Here is a 16,916-nt window from a genome sequence, read left to right on the forward strand (position 1 = left end):
TTTATATTTTTTACGAGTGCGTCAATCCTACCTGAGTTGAAAATCGGCTGCCAGCCATGCAAAAACTGCGAGTGATGTGGCCCTCGATAAAAAATTCGCATATTCATAGGGTTAGCTACGAAAAAGATGTTGACACACCTTCGGAATTCCGTAGAATGCCGCCTCACAGCAGGCACGTAGCTCAGTTGGTTAGAGCACCACCTTGACATGGTGGGGGTCGTTGGTTCGAGTCCAATCGCGCCTACCAAACAAAATCCGCTCTGCTGGGCGGTCTAGAAGGGCTCACCGAAAGGTGGGCCCTTTTTTGTTGTCTCGAATTTACTGCAATGTAGACGGATAGCGAGACTAAAGTCCCCTGTAAACAAGCCGATAAAGTGAGCACTTTCTCGTTATAGGACATTCGACATGCTTATCAATGCTGGCAATTCGAGCACGGTAGTCGTCCCGCAGACCACGTCTATCACCAGCGAAACGACTAAGGACGAAAACACTGGGCCTTTGACCATTCGTATGGATCCAAAAGCTAACGGGGCTACTGCCGCAAACGGCGCGGACCAGGCCTCATCCGGCCCGCAGGAGTCCGATCAGGTCAAACAGTTGAAAAAACAGATCGAACAATTGCAAAAGCAGCTTCAGCAGGCGCAGCAGACGTTGCAGAGAGCCCAGTCCAGCAAACAAAGTGAAGAGGCCAAGGCCGTGGCTGTCGCCGCAGCTCAAACACAAGTTATGACCATCAGCGCGGCATTGCAGACCGTTACCGCAGCGCTTTTGCAGGCCGTCATGGCCGAGAGCGGCAGTGGGAAGGGCTCAATGGTCAGCACGACGGCGTGATCTGATCGTGAAGAGTTGGTGTAGCAAAGGAGCCACGGGGCGCCAAACTATTTTTTGACTCCGGTTGTCTATGAGGCAGGAAGTCCGTTTTCTCCTCTATCAAGCCGACAGGATTTAGCCCCGTGACTCATCAACCAAAAGATCTCCACACCCGCGTGGATAACTCTGAAACCGGTGATATCACATCGGCAGGTAAGAACATTTTCTTTGCTGCCGTCGGCACCACGCGTATGCCCATGATCGTCACCGATCCCAATCGCGAAGATAACCCGATCATATTTGCCAACCAGGCTTTCCTGGATATGACCGGTTACAGCGCCGACGAAATCTACGGGCGCAATTGCCGCTTTCTGCAAGGGCCGGACACCGACCCCGAGGTGGTGGGCCAGATCAAGCAATCTATCAGTGAAGAAGAAGACATCTCGGTCGAGTTGCTTAACTACCGCAAGGACGGCTCAACGTTCTGGAACGCCTTGTTCATTTCGCCGGTATACAACGAATCCAATCAGTTGATGTACTTCTTCGCCTCGCAGCTGGACGTCAGTCGCCGCCGCGATGCCGAGGACGCGCTGCGTCAGGCGCAGAAAATGGAAGCCCTGGGCCAGCTCACCGGCGGTATTGCTCACGACTTCAACAACCTGCTGCAGGTCATCGGCGGCTATGTCGAGATGGTCGACCGCGCCGTGCGCAAGCCTGTGCTGGACGAAGATCGTGTGATTCGCAGCCTGAGTATGACCAAAGGGGCGGTGGAGAAAGCGTCTACGCTGACGCAGCAGTTGCTGGCGTTTTCCCGCAAGCAAAAGCTGCAGGGGCGTGTGATCAACCTCAATCATTTCGTCGAGCTGGCCAGACGCTCCGCTGAGCGTGTGATGGGTGACAACATCGATTTTCGCACCGACCTGCAAACCGACCTGTGGAACTGCCGAATCGACCCGACCCAGGCCGAGCTGGCCATCCTCAATATCGTGATCAATGCGCGCGATGCCCTGGTGGAGCGTGAGCAGCCAGCCTTAGCCATCGAGACCCGCAATATCCGAGTGCGCGAACTCAGCTCCATGTCCTACGACGGGCTGATGCCGGGACGCTATGTCAGCATGGCCTTGACGGACAATGGCTGTGGGATGCCCGACAGTATTCTTACGCGGGTTATGGACCCGTTTTTCACTACCAAGGATGAAGGCAAGGGCACTGGCTTGGGCTTGTCGATGGTCTACGGTTTTGCCAAGCAATCCGGCGGTGCGGTGCGGATTTATTCAGAGGAGGGCCTTGGCACCACGGTGCGCTTGTATTTTCCAGCGGATGAGGCCGGCATCTCGGCCCATGAAGAGCCCAAGGTATCGGAAGCCCGCAGCGGTTCGGAACGTATCCTGATCGTCGAGGACCGCCCTGATGTGGCCGAGCTGGCGCGCATGGTGCTGGAGGACTACGGCTATCACACCACCATCGCCTACGGCGCTGCCGAGGCATTGGACGTGCTGGCCAGGGAAGAACATTACGACTTGCTGTTCTCCGACGTGATCATGCCCGGCGGCATGAATGGCGTGATGCTGGCGCGGGAGGTCTGCCAGTTGTACCCCGACATGAAAATCCTGCTGACCACTGGCTACGCGGAAAACGCCATTGAACGCACCGACCTGGGCGGCGCGGAGTTCGAGGTGATCTCCAAACCGTGCTTGCCCAATGTGTTGGCCAAGAAGGTCAGGTACGTGCTCGATGGCCCCAACGGCGTGAGCTGAGCCTTGCGTAGGGGGCGTCGCCGACGACGCGCCCCCATCCCCTCCGATACCCACAAAATTTATTGGATCGCAGCAACAATTTTTCTTGTTGGACACCTCCCGCCTCCAGGCAGCAAAGTTGCCGCCACTGACGCTCGACCTTCCGGGTCAACAATAAAAAACCGAGCCGACTGCACGCCATCTCTTGCTGTGAACCCTTTGTTCACATCCTGCTGTAATGGCGCCGCAGCGCGCATTTAAAGGACCTCCCCGTCATGCAAACTGTTGTGAATCTATGGCCGTTGATCGGCGTACTTGTCATCGTGGTTGGCTTTATCTTGCGCTTCAATCCGCTGCTGGTGGTCACAGGTGCTGCGATCGCCACCGGGCTTGCTGCTCATTTTCCCCTGGAAAAAATCCTCGCCTCCATGGGGGATGGCTTCCTTCAGACCCGTGCCCTACAGCTGATTCTATTGTTACCGTTGGCGGTCATCGGACTGCTGGAGCGTCATGGGTTGCGTTTGCATGCGCAGAACTGGATCGCACGGTTCCAGCGCGCCACGGTCGGGCGCTTGTTGATCATCTATCTGTTCGTACGCGAATCCACTGCGGCCATGGGCCTGACCAGCCTGGGCGGGCATCCGCAGATGGTGCGGCCGCTGCTGGCGCCGATGGCTGAAGGTGCGGCGGAAAAGCGCTACGGCAAACTGCCGGACAAATTGCGCCACAAAGTCCTAGCCATGTGTGCGGCCACGGACAACGTTGGGCTGTTCTTCGGTGAAGACATCTTCGTGGCGTTCGGCGCCATCGCGCTGATGCACACGTTCCTGCTGGGCTCGGGGATTGATGTGGAGCCGCTGCACATTGCGGTATGGGGCATTCCCACGGCGATCTGTGCATTTATCGTGCATGGAATCCGGCTGCACCGCTTCGACCGACGGCTCACCCGCGAGCTGACGCCCAGCGTGAAGGCTGTGGAGGCGGCGCAATGATTATTTCGATTCAATACCTGTACTGGCTGGCCGGGGTGCTGCTGTTGATTACGGCAGGCATGATTGTGCTGGATCGCAGCCACCCCAAGCGTTGGTCCAGCGCGCTCTTTTGGCTACTGTTCGCGATTCCGTTTCTGGTGGGTGAGCGTCTGCCCTCGGTGGTGATCGGCGCCGGCGTAGTGGTAATGGCATTGATCGCCGGTTTCGGCGGTGTGGGGCGTGGCTCCCATGCTGAACTGCATGACAAGGCCACCCGCGCCAGCGCCGGTCGCCTGGGGCACAAGTTGTTTATTCCAGCGTTGGCTATTCCCCTGACCACGGTGATCGGTTCGGTCTTGCTCAAGCACACCGAGATCGGCGGCGTGCCGTTGCTGGACCCGAAAAACACTACCTTTGTGTCCCTCGGTATCGGCTGTCTGATCGCCCTCGGCCTGGCCTGTTGGCTAACCCGCGATACTCCGGTGCAAGCCTTGCGGGAGTCGCGTCGCCTGACCGAAGCCCTGGGCTGGGCCATGGTCTTGCCGCAGATGCTGGCCATGCTCGGCCTGTTGTTTAACGAGGCTGGGGTGGGCACGGCGGTCGCCCATGTCACCACTACCTACATCAACCTGGATTTCAAGTTGGTGGCGGTGATGGTCTATGTGCTGGGGATGGCGTTGTTCACAGTGATCATGGGCAACGGTTTCGCGGCGTTCCCGGTGATGACCGGCGGCGTCGGTGTGCCGGTGCTGGTGGGGATCTACGGCGGCAACCCAGCGGTCATGGCTGCCATCGGTATGTTCTCCGGCTACTGCGGTACGCTGATGACCCCGATGGCCGCCAACTTCAATATCGTCCCGGCGGCCTTGCTGGAACTGCCGGACAAGAACGCGGTGATCAAAGCGCAATTGCCGACCGCCCTGATGATGCTGGTAGTCAATATCGTCCTGCTTTACCTGTTGATGTGAGGCCACTATGCACACTGTGTTGCTAACGGGGTTTGAGCCCTTCGATCAAGACCCGGTGAACCCGTCCTGGGAAGCCGTGCGCCAGTTGGATGGCCTGCAACTGCGCGACGACGTGCGGATCGTTGCGCGGCGGCTGCCCTGTGCCTTTGCCACGGCCCCGGAATGCCTGCTGCAAATGATCAACGAACTGCGCCCGGCGATGGTTATCGCCACGGGGCTGGGGCCTGGGCGTAGCGATATTTCCATCGAAAGGGTGGCGATCAATCTCAACGATGCGCGTATCGCCGATAACCTCGGGGCGCAGCCGATCGACACGGCGGTTGTAACGGATGGCCCGGCGGCGTACTTCACCACGCTGCCGATCAAGGCGATGGTGCGGGCGGTGCGCGAGGCTGGGGTAGCCGCTTCGGTGTCCCATACAGCGGGTACGTTCGTGTGCAACCAGGTGTTCTATCGCCTGCAGCATGCGCTCGCCGGCTCCGGTGTGCGCAGCGGCTTTATTCATGTGCCGCGCTTGCCAGGGGGCAGCGAGCCGTCCATGGCGTTGACGACCCTGATCGAAGGACTGCGCGTCGCGGTGACGGCAGCCTGGCAGACCTCGGTGGATGTGGTGGAGGCGGGCGGTCAGGTAAGTTGATCGGGCGCTGCTTTCAATGCGTCGCGGTGTAATTTCAACTACAGTTGAAGGACGTTTCTGCCCTGGAAAATCGCCATGATCAAGTGCTCGAAATATGCGTCTGTTGCGCTAATGCTTGCGTTGTCTGCCGGGAGTGCTCTGGCGTTGGCCGATCCTGGCAACGGCCATGGGAATGGCAAGGGCGGCGGTAACGGCAAAGGCAATAACCCTGGCGGTCAGAACTACGACAAACCCAAAGGCAAAGGTGCCTCGGGCAGTCATGGGCCCAACGTGGATCGCAGCGGCGTATTGAATGTGCTGGGCGGTTATCGGAACTATTGAAGCCCCGGCCCGGCCTTGCCGCCGGGGATCCAGAAGAACCTGGCACGCGGCAAACCGCTGCCGCCGGGTATCGCGAAAAAACTCGATGGCCGTTTGCTGGGTCAGTTGCCACATTACGATGGCTACGAATGGCAGCAGGCGGGCACTGACTTGATCCTGGTGGCCATTGCTTCGGGCATCATCTACGAAGTCCTCAATGGTGCGTTCAACTGATCAGTCCTCTTCACGCCCGGGGAACAACAGCTCGAAACAGGTGACACCGTTCTGGCTGCTGACGCTGTAGCGGCCATTGTGCAACTGCATGATGGTCGCCACGATCGACAGGCCCAACCCGTTGGAGTGAGCCGAACGTTCCCGCGACTCATCCACTCGATAAAAACGCTCGAACAGACGCGGCAGGTGTTCGGCCGCAATCGTCTCCCCCTGATTGCTCACCCGTAGGATGAGGCCCTCATCCGTGGGCATCGCCTCGATACGCAGCTCTGAATGCGCGGCGCCGTACTTGATCGCATTAGCGCACAGGTTCGCCAGGGCGCGCCGCAGTAGCATGGGCTCGGCCCAGATTTCCCCTTGGCCAGCGGCGAGAATGCGCATCCCCCGATCACTTGCCAGCCCCTCGAAGTACTCCGCGATGCGTTCCACTTCATCTGCGGCGCTGAGTGCCTGGCGTTGGCGCAGGGCGCTGGCCGGGTCAGTGCGTGCGAGGAACAGCATATTGTCGAGCATGCGCGCCAGCCGTTCGAGTTCTTCGACATTCGAGGCCAACAGTTGCTGGTAGCTATCGACGCTGCGCTGTTGATGCAGGGCAACCTGGGTTTCCCCCAACAAGTTGTTGATAGGCGTGCGTAGTTCATGGGCCATGTCGGTCGACACCTGGCTCAATTGCGCAAAACCCTTGGCCAGGCGTTCGAGCATGGTGTTGAAGGCATTAATCATCGGCAGCAGTTCTTTCGGTGCGCCCCGGCTGTCGAGACGTTCGGCCAGGTTGCCGACGCCGATCCCTTGGGCATGCTGCGCCAACCGTCGCAACGGCAGCAGGCCTCGATGCACCAGTAGATAGCCGGCTAGCGCCAGGGCCAGTGCGGCGATACCTGCCAGGATATACACACTCAATCGATAACTGGCGAGCATGGCGGTACGTTCGGTCATCAAGCGTCCGCTGGTAACTTGCAGGTTGCCCAAGTCGCCGGAGTCGATAGACGCGGCAAGGGCGGCCAAAGGAACACCGTTGACACCGGGCAGGTGCTGCACATCGGCAAGGTCCAGGACATGGCCTTTGGGCACCGGTGTGACCGCCGGCAAGTCGATATTTCCTGGATTCACCAGCAGCAATGGCTGTTGCCCGGGAGCTGCAATACTCAGCACCGACTCGCGGTTGCCCAGCATGTTCTGGAACAATTCCGGTTTGTTCCTGATCAGCTCCAGGGTGTTGCTGTCGTTGAGCAGGTTGCGCAGTTGATCGACCCGCGAGATCAACGCGGCGTCGTCGCGGCGGATCAGCTCGCGCTCCAGTTCGCGGTACAGCGCCACGCCGAGGGTGGCCAGCAAAGCAAAGGCGAGCAGGGCGAACACCAGCGCCAAGCGCAGAGTCAGCGAATAATGTCGGCGAGGCGTCATGGTTGGGTATCGAAGCGGTAGCCGATGCCACGCACGCTATGGATCAGCTTGAGCTGGAACGGGTCGTCGATCTTCAGGCGCAAGCGGCGCACGGCTACATCCACCACATTGGTGTCGCTGTCGAAGTTCATGTCCCATACCCGCGACGCGATCAGCGAGCGTGACAATACCTGGCCCTGGTGCGTGGCAAACAGGTGCAGCAGGGCAAATTCCTTGTTGGTCAGGGTAATGCGTGTGCCGGCGCGGGTGACGCGTCGTTTGAGCACTTCAATGTGCAAGTCGGCGATGTGCAGTTGGTCTTCTTCACGGGTTGGGCCGCGACGGGTCAGGGTGCGTAGGCGGGCTACCAGTTCAGCGAAGGAAAAGGGCTTGATCAGGTAATCGTCCGCACCCAGCTCCAGGCCCTTGATGCGGTCGGCGATATCATCACGGGCGGTAAGAAAAAGCACTGGTGTGTCAGCTTCTTTACGCAGGCGGCGCAGCACTTCCCAGCCGTCCATTTTCGGCATCATCACATCCAGCACGATCACATCGAACGGCGTTTCCAGCGCTTGGTGCAGGCCATCCACGCCATCGCGGGCAAGGCTGACGGAGTAGCCCAGTTCCTGAAGGCCATTGAGCAGGTAATTGCCGGCCTTGGGTTCGTCTTCTACAACAAGGATATTCATGGAAAAGGCTCGGATTCGGTACGTCGCGCCAGTGTAATCCGATCAATTGTCATTGGGGCATCCGATAGCCTGGACCTGATAGTCCAGCACATGTTCGCGACCTTGGTGGTCAAGATAGCGCAATTGCGCCGGGACAATGCCGCATTGGTTGCCAGTGTCGCTGCTCGACAGCACTTTGGCGACGTCCAGATGTACATAGGCGCCAGTCGCGTCATGGATTACGCCGGTGTTGTCGGCGGCGAATACGGAGCCGGTGGCAAGCAGTGTGGCGACGCCGAGGATCAACAGTTTCATCACGTTCTTACTCCGAAGGGTGGCTGCCAGGCTCTGGCAGTAAGTTCACGGTAAACAGCCGCCCCTAACAGCCCGCCAACAGAATGATGACAAGTTCGTAATGAAACCCCTGGCTCAGGCGTGGTGGCGTTTACAGCCATCGGGTAGCCCCGTAGATTGCAGCGGTCGATCATGCGTTACCGCCCACGAGGAAGCCCCCAGTGTCCATCCGTGCTCCAGCTGTATTTGCCCGTTCTTACCGTGCTTTCCTGTTTGATATGGACGGTACCCTGCTCAACTCCATCGCCGCCGCCGAGCGTGTGTGGAGCCGCTGGGCCGAACGTCACGGTCTGGATGTGGCGGCGTTTTTAACCACCATCCATGGCGCCCGCGCCATCGATACCATCACGCGCCAGGGGTTACCCGGCGTCGACCCGCACGCTGAAGCGCAATGGATCACCGAAGCTGAAATCAACGATGTGCATGGCGTGGTTGCGATTCCCGGTGCTGCGGCGTTTCTCGACCGCCTGCCTGCCGATCAGTGGGCGTTGGTGACGTCGGCGCCCAGGGAACTGGCAATGCGCCGGCTGCAAGCAGCGGGCATTGCGCCGCCGACGGTGATGGTGACGGCAGAAGATGTCGCCATCGGTAAGCCGAATCCGGCCTGTTATGTGCTGGGCGCCCAGCGTTTGGGCGTTTCGGTGCAGGAGTGTCTGGTGTTTGAGGATGCGTCGGTGGGCATTCGCGCAGGTGAGGCGGCGGGCGCGGATGTGATGGTGGTGACTACGACCCACCTCAAGCCGTTGGCGACACAACACCCAACCATTGGTGGGTATGAGCGGCTGCAGGTGCGGCGGAATGCCGAGGGCTGGTTGACCTTGCACAACGAGGCGGGTTGATACAAGAAAGCCAAGACCTTTACGGGTCTTGGCTTTCTTGCCACGCAATCGCGTTGGGCGGCGCATGCATGCGTTCGCTCCTCATGCCGCGTCGTGACACCACCATTTCGCGAAGAATCTCATTAGCCAGTCGTGCAATCGCTTCGGCGCCGCGATAGTGCGCGCGTACGATCCCGGTGATTGCGAAATGATCTGTCTCCGGGCCGCTGAGCACCACGGACAAGGTGCCGTTAGCGTGTAGCGTGCAGGCAACCGAATAACTGGGTAAGCGAGCTGCAAGGGCGGATTCGATTTCTGATCGGCTGAGGGTATCCATCGATTTCAGGCCTTCAACTAACGGGTAAACACACCAAGCATAGGCCGCGATGCGACACTGTAAATACCGGCAATCTGCTAGCTGATACGTGACTATGGGCGTGACGTTTTTCCAGGGCTGCGCTGACAGAATCTGCGGTGTACGACCTTTTGTATAGGCTTGAGGCAGAACATAAACAGGTAACCGCATAGCAGTAGCGTCAGGTCCAGCACCGAATGCTGATCGGTGGGAGCGCTGCCTGCAATTTCAAACCTGATTACAAATTCCAGGCCGATAAAAGCCAGCCCTATCAGCAAGGCGATCAGCCAGGATCTGGAAAAGCGCGGCGATGCGGTATCAGACCTCATGTACGTGCTCCCGAGTGCACATGGAGGAAGTCAGTCAGGAGTTTCGGCTGTAAATGACGTAACAAGTTCCGGTCCCGAAGATTGTTTCATCTTGTCGCGTGGACCGACTTGCTGGCGATACTGGCCACGTCCGAAACGCAGGCCGTTGGGAAGAGTTTTCGCCAGCCGTTACCGTGCACGAAAGGGCTGGCTACTGAGGGCGTTTCAAGGCGTCTGGTTTTTGTCCGGAGCAGTCAGGCCAGCCTGGATACGTTGATAGATCTCTTCGCGATGCACGGCAACGTCTTTCGGTGCGTTGATGCCGATTCGTACTTGCTGGCCGCTGACGCCCAGGATGGTGATCGTGATGTCATCACCGATGTTTATGCTTTCACCAACTTTGCGGGTGAGTATAAGCATGGACTTCTCCTTGATTACTTTTAAGGACACATGTTTCAGACAGGGCAGGTGTCGGATGTGTATAGCTTACTGCTAAGCGCTTCCCTGTGACTGCCTCTTTAGGACGCATAGAGGCAACATTAATTCCCATGGGCGCATCATACAGGTCTGCGATACATCATTCGCATTGTTTAATCCAACGTTTATGACGGCCAGAATAGACAGTGGATGATAAAGTCGCCTCTTTAATCCTTAAAGGAGCAGGGCAGTGCGTAAAGTAGTGATGGCAATGATGGTGTTGGCGCTGGCCGGCTGTGGCGAAGGCAAGCCCGTCGATACCCCCAAGGCCAAGCCTGCCGTGAGCGAAAGCCAACCACAGACCGGCGCGATTGCTGTGCAGGAGTGGGATGTACGGGTAGGTCCACCGGACCACAAGCTGCAGGCGATCACTGACCTCACCGCCTGGTTGCTGGAACATGGTTTCAATTTTTATATCGTGAAAGTGGACGGCAAGGACGAAGTGCTTCTAGGGCCGTTCGCAACCAAGGAGGAAGCAGAAGCCAAGCAGGCACTGCTCACTGAAAAACTCGCGCGGGCCAAGAAGAACGACACCGAGTCCCAAGTCATCGAGCACAAGGCCGCCCAGTAACGGGCCGATTGGGCGGGGGCTCCCGCCCATGTTCAACCGCATGCTTTGAGGTTCACCGGGCCGACAAACTCATTACCGCGCCCCATCACGCAAGCCACGGTCTGGTTGCGTTGGCGCTCCCAGGCCTGTACGGGGTAGGTCTTGTTCCAGGCTTCATACAATTGGCGATCCTGTTTCGACAAGCGCAAACCGTACTGCTTGCTCATGTAGAAATAGGTACGCGCGATCATTCCGCGAATCGATGGGCGCGGCATGACCTTCTTGGCCTTGAAGTCCACCTGTGTCAGGCATGAACCGTATTGCCCACTCTGTACCGGCAGCCAACCAAAGCTGAAGTTGTTACGGTCGCCGTTTACTTCGCCAATGCTAGGCACCAGGTTGTGCAAATCCGCTTCGGCGCGCTTGAACACATCATCATGGCGCGTGCAGTTCTTGCGACCGCCGTTCTGCCAGCACTGGCGCTGATGGCCTATCTGCCATGCCGGCACTATATGTTCCCATTCAATTCGCGCGGCGCGGTTGGCGTTTTTGCGTGGAATGTACCCGCAGGCTTTCAGGTCCACGCGATTGCCGGTGTACTTGCAGCCGCAATAGAACTCGGTGGATTGCGGGGCGTAGAGCTTCCAGGCAATTTTCTTGGCTTCGCTGAAAGTGCGCGGCGCTTGGGCATGGGCGGAAATGGCAAAAAACAGGCAACAGACAGCAATAAAACGGGCACTCATTGACTCAATCTTCCTTCGGCACAACCCAGAAAATCTGTACGCCGCCGTCGTCGCGGTAGGCGAGGGTGACATTATCGTTTTCAGCGATTTCCTCGAGCAGGCGCTGCCATTGCTCTTCAGGCTCATCCGGCAGGCGGAAGATGAGGGCGGCCTTGGCTTTCTGAGCCTGGGTCGAGTTAATGATCTTTTGCACACGAACGGCCAGGCGTTCATAGGCATCAGGTGCTGTCGGCAGTGCTGCAGAAGATTTTGCCACGGAATATTCCTTATTTAGCTGTACGTGCATACAGTATTTAACTGTAGGCAATTTCGCAACTGCTTAAATTTCTGGAAGTTCTTCTGTCAGCAATTCGGGATGTTTGATGGGGGGAGGGGAGGAGGGGCTGTAGGAGCGAATTCGCTCCTACAGAAGATGTTTAGAAATCAATATTCCCAGAACATCCGTTGCAGCTCCTTGCTGTCCTGGGTCTTGGTCAGGGCGACCATTGCCAGAATCCGCGCTTTCTGTGGGTTCAAGTCCAGGGCTGCGACCCAGTCGTACTTGTCGTCAGGCTGTTCGGCGTTACGCAGCACCATGCCACCCGCGTTGACGTGGGAAGAACGAATGATCTGCACGCCTTGCTTGCGCAGGTCCACCAGAGTCGGCACAACTTTGGAAGACACCGAGCCGTTACCGGTACCGGCATGGATGATGGCTTTCGCGCCAGCTTGGGCCAGGGCCTTGTAAGCAGTGTCGCTCACGTTGCCGTAGCCGTAGGCAATTTCCACATCGGGCAGGCTCTTGATGGTTTTGATGTCGAACTCGGAGTCCATGGTGTGGCGCTTGGCCGGCAGGCGGAACCAGTAGGACTTGCCTTCAACCACCATACCCAGGGGACCCCATGGGCTCTTGAAGGCTTCGGTCTTGATGTTGATCATCTTGCTGACGTCACGACCGGACTGGATTTCGTCGTTCATGGTCACCAGTACGCCTTTGCCGCGTGCATCTTTGCTGCCGGCCACGGCCACTGCGTTATACAGGTTGAGCATGCCGTCCGCCGACATGGCGGTGCCTGGGCGCATCGAGCCGACCACTACGATAGGCTTGTCGGTTTTCTCTACCAGGTTCAGGAAGTAGGCGGTTTCTTCCAGGGTGTCGGTACCGTGGGTGATCACGATGCCATCCACGTCTTTGCTGTCGGCCAGCTCCGCAACGCGGCGACCCAGTTGCAGCAGGTTCTCGTTGTTGATGCTTTCGGACGCAATTTGCATCACTTGTTCGCCGCGCACATTGGCGATCTGACTAAGCTCAGGAACACCGGCGATCAATTGCTCGATACCGACCTTGGCCGCCTGATAGGTGGCGCTGTTAGCGGCACTGGCGCCGGCGCCGGCAATGGTGCCGCCGGTGGCGAGAATCACCACGTTGGACAGTTTGGTCTTGGCTTCAACTTCTTTTGCCTGGGCGGCAACGGGGAACAGCAGCAGGAGGGCTAAGGCGCCCGGAACAAAGTTCTTCAGTGCGGATTTCATTATTTTTCTCTCTGATTTTTTGATGAGTGCTGTAGCAGGTTCATCCAGAACACTCGGGCGATGCTAAATGCCGCGAGGTACTGGGTAAGAGCAGGATCTGTACCAGCCTTATGGCTTGTGTATTTTTAAATTAACTTATTGATTAAAAAGGAATTTGTAGAAGTTTTTAGTGTGGGCGACGAGCTTATTGTCCGGCTTTCCGAACAACTGCCTGGGTTGGCGTTCGGTAGCCCGAAAACACTGACGGAAAAATCCGCCGTGATCAGACATGAGCTGTCGTTTCGGAGATCTGTAAGGGGAGGCGATGTTTAGAAGCAGCGCATGTTGCCAAGCTTTCGTATTAGCGGAGCATCAAAGACGCATACCCCCGTTGACAAATTTCGACAAGGTTCTCATAGTTTGAATAACGCAAACGTTTGCGAGATGTTTCCGATGCGCTTGGCGTAACGTGACAGCTCGTATCAGCCTCCCAGGTGGGCGGGCTGCCGAAGCCTTCTTCGGTGCAAGCGTTGCTCACAATAATCATAAGATCGGAGTGACCCCATGAAGCTGCCATTTGCTGGACGTCTTCTTGCTATCGCTGTGCTTGCTGCCGCATCCGCCGCTTTACCGCTCTCCTCTGCATTCGCTGACGAGGCCGCCGCCAAACCGAAAGTCGGTCTTGTAATGAAGTCCCTGGCCAACGAGTTTTTCGTCACCATGCAGGAAGGTGCCAAGGACTATCAGAAAGCCCACCCCGCCGATTTCGACATGATCACGAACGGCATCAAGAATGAAACCGATACTGCTGCCCAGATCGATATCGTCAATCAGATGATCCTGTCCAAGGTCAACGCCATCGTCATTGCGCCAGCCGACTCCAAGGCGCTGGTCACCGTACTGAAAAAAGCCTCCGACGCTGGGATCAAGGTGGTCAACATCGACAATCGTCTCGACCCCGGTGTGTTGAAAAGCAAGAACCTGGACATTCCCTTCGTTGGCCCGGACAACCGCAAAGGTGCCAAGTTGGTGGGCGATTACCTGGCCAAGCAAATGAGCGCGGGCGACAAGGTCGGCATCATCGAAGGCGTACCGACCACCACCAACGCCCAGCAGCGCACCGCCGGTTTCAAAGACGCGATGGATGCTGCCGGCATGAAGATCGTATCCACCCAGTCGGGTAACTGGGAGATCGACCAGGGCCAGAAAGTCGCCTCCGCAATGCTGAGCGAATACCCAGACCTCAAGGCGCTGCTGGCCGGTAACGACAACATGGCTTTGGGTGCTGTCTCTGCCGTACGTGCAGCCGGCAAAGCGGGCAAGGTGCTGGTAGTGGGCTACGACAATATCGAAGCCATCAAGCCGATGCTGCAGGACGGCCGCGTGCTGGCTACCGCCGACCAGGCCGCTGCCCAGCAAGCCGTGTTCGGTATCCAGAACGCGCTCAAGCTGGTCAAGGGTGAAAAAGTCGATGCCAAAGATGGCGTGATCGAAACCCCGGTCGAACTCGTCCTCAAGAAGTAATTCTGGCAGCACCCAAACAGCGTCCGCTCGCTCCCGGGCGGACGCTCGGAGATTTTCCTATGTCATCTTCCGCCCCGAACGCTGTCCTCTCGGTCAGCGGTATCGGTAAGACGTATGCCCAGCCAGTTCTGTCCGACATCACTCTGACGCTCAATCGCGGCGAAGTGCTGGCGCTGACGGGTGAAAACGGCGCAGGCAAAAGCACCTTGTCGAAAATCATCGGCGGGCTGGTCACTCCGACCACCGGGCACATGCAGTTCAACGGCCAGGATTACCGCCCAGGCAGCCGCACCCAGGCCGAAGCGCTGGGTGTGCGCATGGTCATGCAGGAACTCAACCTGCTGCCGACCCTGACTGTCGCCGAAAACCTGTTTTTGCATAACCTGCCCAGCCACGGTGGCTGGATCAGCCGCAAGCAACTGCGTAAGGCTGCCATCGAAGCCATGGCCCAGGTCGGCCTGGATGCCATCGACCCAGACACCCTGGTCGGCAGCTTGGGGATCGGCCACCAGCAAATGGTCGAGATCGCGCGCAACCTGATCGGCGACTGCCATGTGCTGATCCTCGACGAACCCACGGCTATGCTTACCGCCCGTGAAGTCGAGATGCTGTTTGAGCAGATCACCCGTTTGCAGGCCCGCGGCGTAGCGATTATTTACATTTCCCATCGACTGGAAGAGCTGGCTCGTGTCGCCCAGCGCATCGCGGTCCTGCGTGACGGCAAACTGGTGTGCGTCGAGCCGATGGCTAACTACAACAGCGAGCAACTGGTCACATTGATGGTCGGTCGCGAACTGGGCGAACACATCGATTTGGGCCCGCGCACCATCGGTGGCCCGGCGCTCACGCTCAAAGGTCTGACGCGCTCGGACAAAGTCCGCGACGTCTCGTTCGAAGTTCGTGCCGGTGAAATCTATGGCATTTCCGGGCTTATCGGCGCGGGCCGTACTGAGCTACTGCGCCTGATCTTCGGCGCTGACCAAGCCGACAGCGGCACCGTGGCCCTGGGCTCGCCAGCCCAGGTGGTGAGCATTCGTTCGCCGGTGGATGCCGTGGGCCATGGCATCGCGCTGATCACCGAAGACCGCAAGGGTGAAGGCTTGCTGCTGACCCAGTCCATCAGCGCCAACATTGCTCTGGGCAACATGCCTGAAATTTCCGCGGGCGGCGTCGTTAACAGTGGCGATGAAACCGCGTTGGCCCAACGTCAGATCGATGCCATGCGCATTCGCAGTTCCAGCCCGGCGCAGTTGGTGTCGGAATTATCCGGCGGCAACCAGCAGAAGGTGGTGATTGGTCGCTGGTTGGAGCGCGACTGCTCGGTGATGCTGTTCGACGAGCCTACGCGCGGTATCGACGTCGGCGCCAAATTCGACATTTACGCCTTGCTCGGCGAGTTGACCCGGCAGGGCAAGGCGTTGGTAGTGGTGTCCAGCGACCTGCGCGAACTCATGTTGATCTGCGACCGCATCGGTGTGCTGTCCGCCGGGCGCCTGATCGACACCTTCGAGCGCGACAGTTGGACCCAGGACGAATTGCTCGCCGCCGCCTTTGCCGGCTATCAGAAACGTGATGCGCTGCTCAACGATGCAGTGCTTAGGGATACCCCATGAAAACGACCACTTCTCCCGGTAAAACCGGCGGCAACTTCTACGGCCTGGGGACTTACCTGGGCCTGGCAGGTGCCTTGCTCGCGATGATTGCGCTGTTCTCGGTATTGAGCGATCACTTCCTGTCCTATGACACGTTCAGTACGCTGGCCAACCAGATTCCGGACCTGATGGTGCTGGCGGTGGGCATGACCTTCATCCTGATCATCGGCGGTATCGACCTGTCGGTAGGCTCGGTGCTGGCGCTGGCGGCATCGGCGGTCAGTGTGGCGATCCTCAGCTGGGGCTGGAGCGTTTTGCCGGCCGCCGTGCTGGGCATGGGCTGTGCGGCGCTGGCCGGTACGCTCACCGGTTCGATCACCGTGGCCTGGCGCATTCCGTCGTTTATCGTGTCCCTCGGTGTGTTGGAAATGGCCCGCGGCGTCGCGTACCAAATGACCGGTTCACGCACCGCCTACATCGGTGACTCCTTCGCCTGGCTGTCCAATCCGATTGCCTTTGGTATTTCGCCGTCGTTCATCATTGCCTTGCTAGTGATCATTGCGGCCCAACTGGTGTTGACGCGGACCGTGTTCGGTCGCTACCTGATCGGTATCGGCACCAACGAGGAAGCGGTACGCCTGGCGGGGATCAATCCCAAGCCTTACAAGATCCTGGTGTTCAGCCTTATGGGCCTGTTGGCCGGCGTAGCCGCGTTGTTCCAGATCTCGCGCCTGGAGGCGGCTGACCCGAACGCGGGTTCCGGTCTGGAGTTGCAAGTGATCGCGGCGGTGGTTATCGGCGGCACCAGCCTGATGGGCGGGCGCGGTTCGGTGATCAGCACGTTCTTCGGCGTCTTGATCATCTCGGTCCTGGCTGCCGGCCTGGCGCAGATCGGGGCCACGGAGCCGACCAAGCGCATCATTACCGGTGCCGTGATTGTGATCGCTGTGGTGCTCGATACCTATCGCAGCCAGCGTGCCAGTCGGCGAGGCTGAAC

The 16,916-nt window shown here is 58.4% G+C and carries 18 protein-coding genes, 1 tRNA gene and 1 pseudogene; 12 read left to right on the plus strand and 8 right to left on the minus strand.

Annotated elements, in window-relative coordinates; all coding sequences use genetic code 11:
• Positions 1-170 precede the first annotated feature (170 nt).
• The 7 genes and pseudogenes from K1567_RS25945 to K1567_RS25975 all read left to right on the plus strand — a co-directional run bounded on the left by K1567_RS25945 (position 171) and on the right by K1567_RS25975 (position 5,656).
• A tRNA-Val gene (locus K1567_RS25945) sits at positions 171-247 on the plus strand.
• A gap of 158 nt (positions 248-405) precedes the next feature.
• Complete coding sequence (locus tag K1567_RS25950) at positions 406-831, plus strand: hypothetical protein (protein ID WP_169869006.1); 426 nt, start codon at positions 406-408, stop codon at positions 829-831.
• 122 nt (positions 832-953) lie between these two features.
• Positions 954-2,567, plus strand: a complete 1,614-nt coding sequence (locus K1567_RS25955) for a histidine kinase famiy protein (RefSeq protein ID WP_034099144.1) — start codon at positions 954-956, stop codon at positions 2,565-2,567.
• A 254-nt stretch (positions 2,568-2,821) separates the two neighbouring features.
• On the plus strand, positions 2,822-3,538 hold the full coding sequence (locus K1567_RS25960; protein ID WP_169869005.1) for a DUF969 domain-containing protein: 717 nt from the start codon (positions 2,822-2,824) through the stop codon (positions 3,536-3,538).
• Positions 3,535-4,485, plus strand: coding sequence for a DUF979 domain-containing protein (locus K1567_RS25965; protein ID WP_034099141.1), 951 nt, complete (start codon positions 3,535-3,537; stop codon positions 4,483-4,485). The genes K1567_RS25960 and K1567_RS25965 overlap by 4 nt, the downstream gene beginning before the upstream one ends.
• 7 nt (positions 4,486-4,492) lie before the next feature.
• Entirely contained in the window at positions 4,493-5,122 is a 630-nt protein-coding gene (gene pcp, locus K1567_RS25970) for a pyroglutamyl-peptidase I (protein WP_034099139.1), read from the plus strand.
• A 75-nt stretch (positions 5,123-5,197) separates the two neighbouring features.
• Positions 5,198-5,656: pseudogene (locus K1567_RS25975) on the plus strand (anti-virulence regulator CigR family protein).
• On the opposite strand, the gene K1567_RS25980 reads toward K1567_RS25975, so the two are convergent.
• The 3 genes from K1567_RS25980 to K1567_RS25990 are packed head-to-tail and all read right to left on the minus strand — an operon-like array spanning position 5,657 to position 8,022.
• The gene (locus K1567_RS25980; RefSeq protein WP_169869004.1) at positions 5,657-7,060 is read right to left on the minus strand and encodes a heavy metal sensor histidine kinase; all 1,404 of its coding nucleotides are present in this window, start codon (positions 7,058-7,060) and stop codon (positions 5,657-5,659) included.
• On the minus strand, positions 7,057-7,728 hold the full coding sequence (locus tag K1567_RS25985) for a heavy metal response regulator transcription factor (protein ID WP_034136881.1): 672 nt from the start codon (positions 7,726-7,728) through the stop codon (positions 7,057-7,059). The genes K1567_RS25980 and K1567_RS25985 overlap by 4 nt, the downstream gene beginning before the upstream one ends.
• A gap of 42 nt (positions 7,729-7,770) precedes the next feature.
• Positions 7,771-8,022, minus strand: a complete 252-nt coding sequence (locus K1567_RS25990; protein WP_034099132.1) for a DUF2790 domain-containing protein — start codon at positions 8,020-8,022, stop codon at positions 7,771-7,773.
• 200 nt (positions 8,023-8,222) lie between these two features.
• Between K1567_RS25990 and K1567_RS25995 the strand changes: the two genes are divergently transcribed.
• Positions 8,223-8,900 carry an HAD-IA family hydrolase gene (locus K1567_RS25995; RefSeq protein WP_169869003.1) on the plus strand — a complete coding sequence of 226 codons (678 nt, stop codon included), beginning with the start codon at positions 8,223-8,225 and terminating at the stop codon, positions 8,898-8,900.
• A gap of 19 nt (positions 8,901-8,919) precedes the next feature.
• Here the strand turns inward: K1567_RS25995 and K1567_RS26000 are convergent, their stop codons facing one another.
• Entirely contained in the window at positions 8,920-9,216 is a 297-nt protein-coding gene (locus K1567_RS26000; RefSeq protein WP_220698987.1) for a hypothetical protein, read from the minus strand.
• Between the two features lie 551 nt (positions 9,217-9,767).
• Complete coding sequence (gene csrA / locus K1567_RS26005; RefSeq protein ID WP_003192511.1) at positions 9,768-9,962, minus strand: carbon storage regulator CsrA; 195 nt, start codon at positions 9,960-9,962, stop codon at positions 9,768-9,770.
• Positions 9,963-10,224: 262 nt separating this feature from the next.
• On the opposite strand from csrA, the gene K1567_RS26010 reads away from it, so the two are divergent.
• Positions 10,225-10,590 (plus strand): SPOR domain-containing protein, encoded by a 366-nt coding sequence (locus tag K1567_RS26010; protein WP_034099847.1) that lies wholly within the window; start codon positions 10,225-10,227, stop codon positions 10,588-10,590.
• A gap of 32 nt (positions 10,591-10,622) precedes the next feature.
• Here K1567_RS26010 and K1567_RS26015 read toward each other — a convergent pair whose 3' ends face one another.
• The 3 genes from K1567_RS26015 to K1567_RS26025 form a co-directional block, all read right to left on the minus strand.
• Positions 10,623-11,312 (minus strand): endonuclease, encoded by a 690-nt coding sequence (locus K1567_RS26015; protein WP_034099128.1) that lies wholly within the window; start codon positions 11,310-11,312, stop codon positions 10,623-10,625.
• Positions 11,313-11,316: 4 nt separating this feature from the next.
• Positions 11,317-11,568, minus strand: coding sequence for a DUF1654 domain-containing protein (locus K1567_RS26020; protein WP_169869002.1), 252 nt, complete (start codon positions 11,566-11,568; stop codon positions 11,317-11,319).
• Between the two features lie 167 nt (positions 11,569-11,735).
• Complete coding sequence (locus K1567_RS26025; protein ID WP_034099126.1) at positions 11,736-12,824, minus strand: asparaginase; 1,089 nt, start codon at positions 12,822-12,824, stop codon at positions 11,736-11,738.
• A gap of 543 nt (positions 12,825-13,367) precedes the next feature.
• On the opposite strand from K1567_RS26025, the gene K1567_RS26030 reads away from it, so the two are divergent.
• From K1567_RS26030 to K1567_RS26040, 3 genes are read left to right on the plus strand one after another with little or no spacing between them, the layout of a single operon-like run.
• The gene (locus K1567_RS26030) at positions 13,368-14,327 is read left to right on the plus strand and encodes a sugar ABC transporter substrate-binding protein (protein ID WP_034099124.1); all 960 of its coding nucleotides are present in this window, start codon (positions 13,368-13,370) and stop codon (positions 14,325-14,327) included.
• A 59-nt stretch (positions 14,328-14,386) separates the two neighbouring features.
• Entirely contained in the window at positions 14,387-15,940 is a 1,554-nt protein-coding gene (locus K1567_RS26035; RefSeq protein WP_034114419.1) for a sugar ABC transporter ATP-binding protein, read from the plus strand.
• Positions 15,937-16,914, plus strand: coding sequence for an ABC transporter permease (locus K1567_RS26040; protein ID WP_003174987.1), 978 nt, complete (start codon positions 15,937-15,939; stop codon positions 16,912-16,914). The genes K1567_RS26035 and K1567_RS26040 overlap by 4 nt, the downstream gene beginning before the upstream one ends.
• The last annotated feature ends 2 nt before the right edge of the window (positions 16,915-16,916 follow it).

Source organism: Pseudomonas sp. S5F11 (assembly GCF_019641515.1).
Taxonomy (GTDB): domain Bacteria; phylum Pseudomonadota; class Gammaproteobacteria; order Pseudomonadales; family Pseudomonadaceae; genus Aquipseudomonas; species Aquipseudomonas rhodesiae.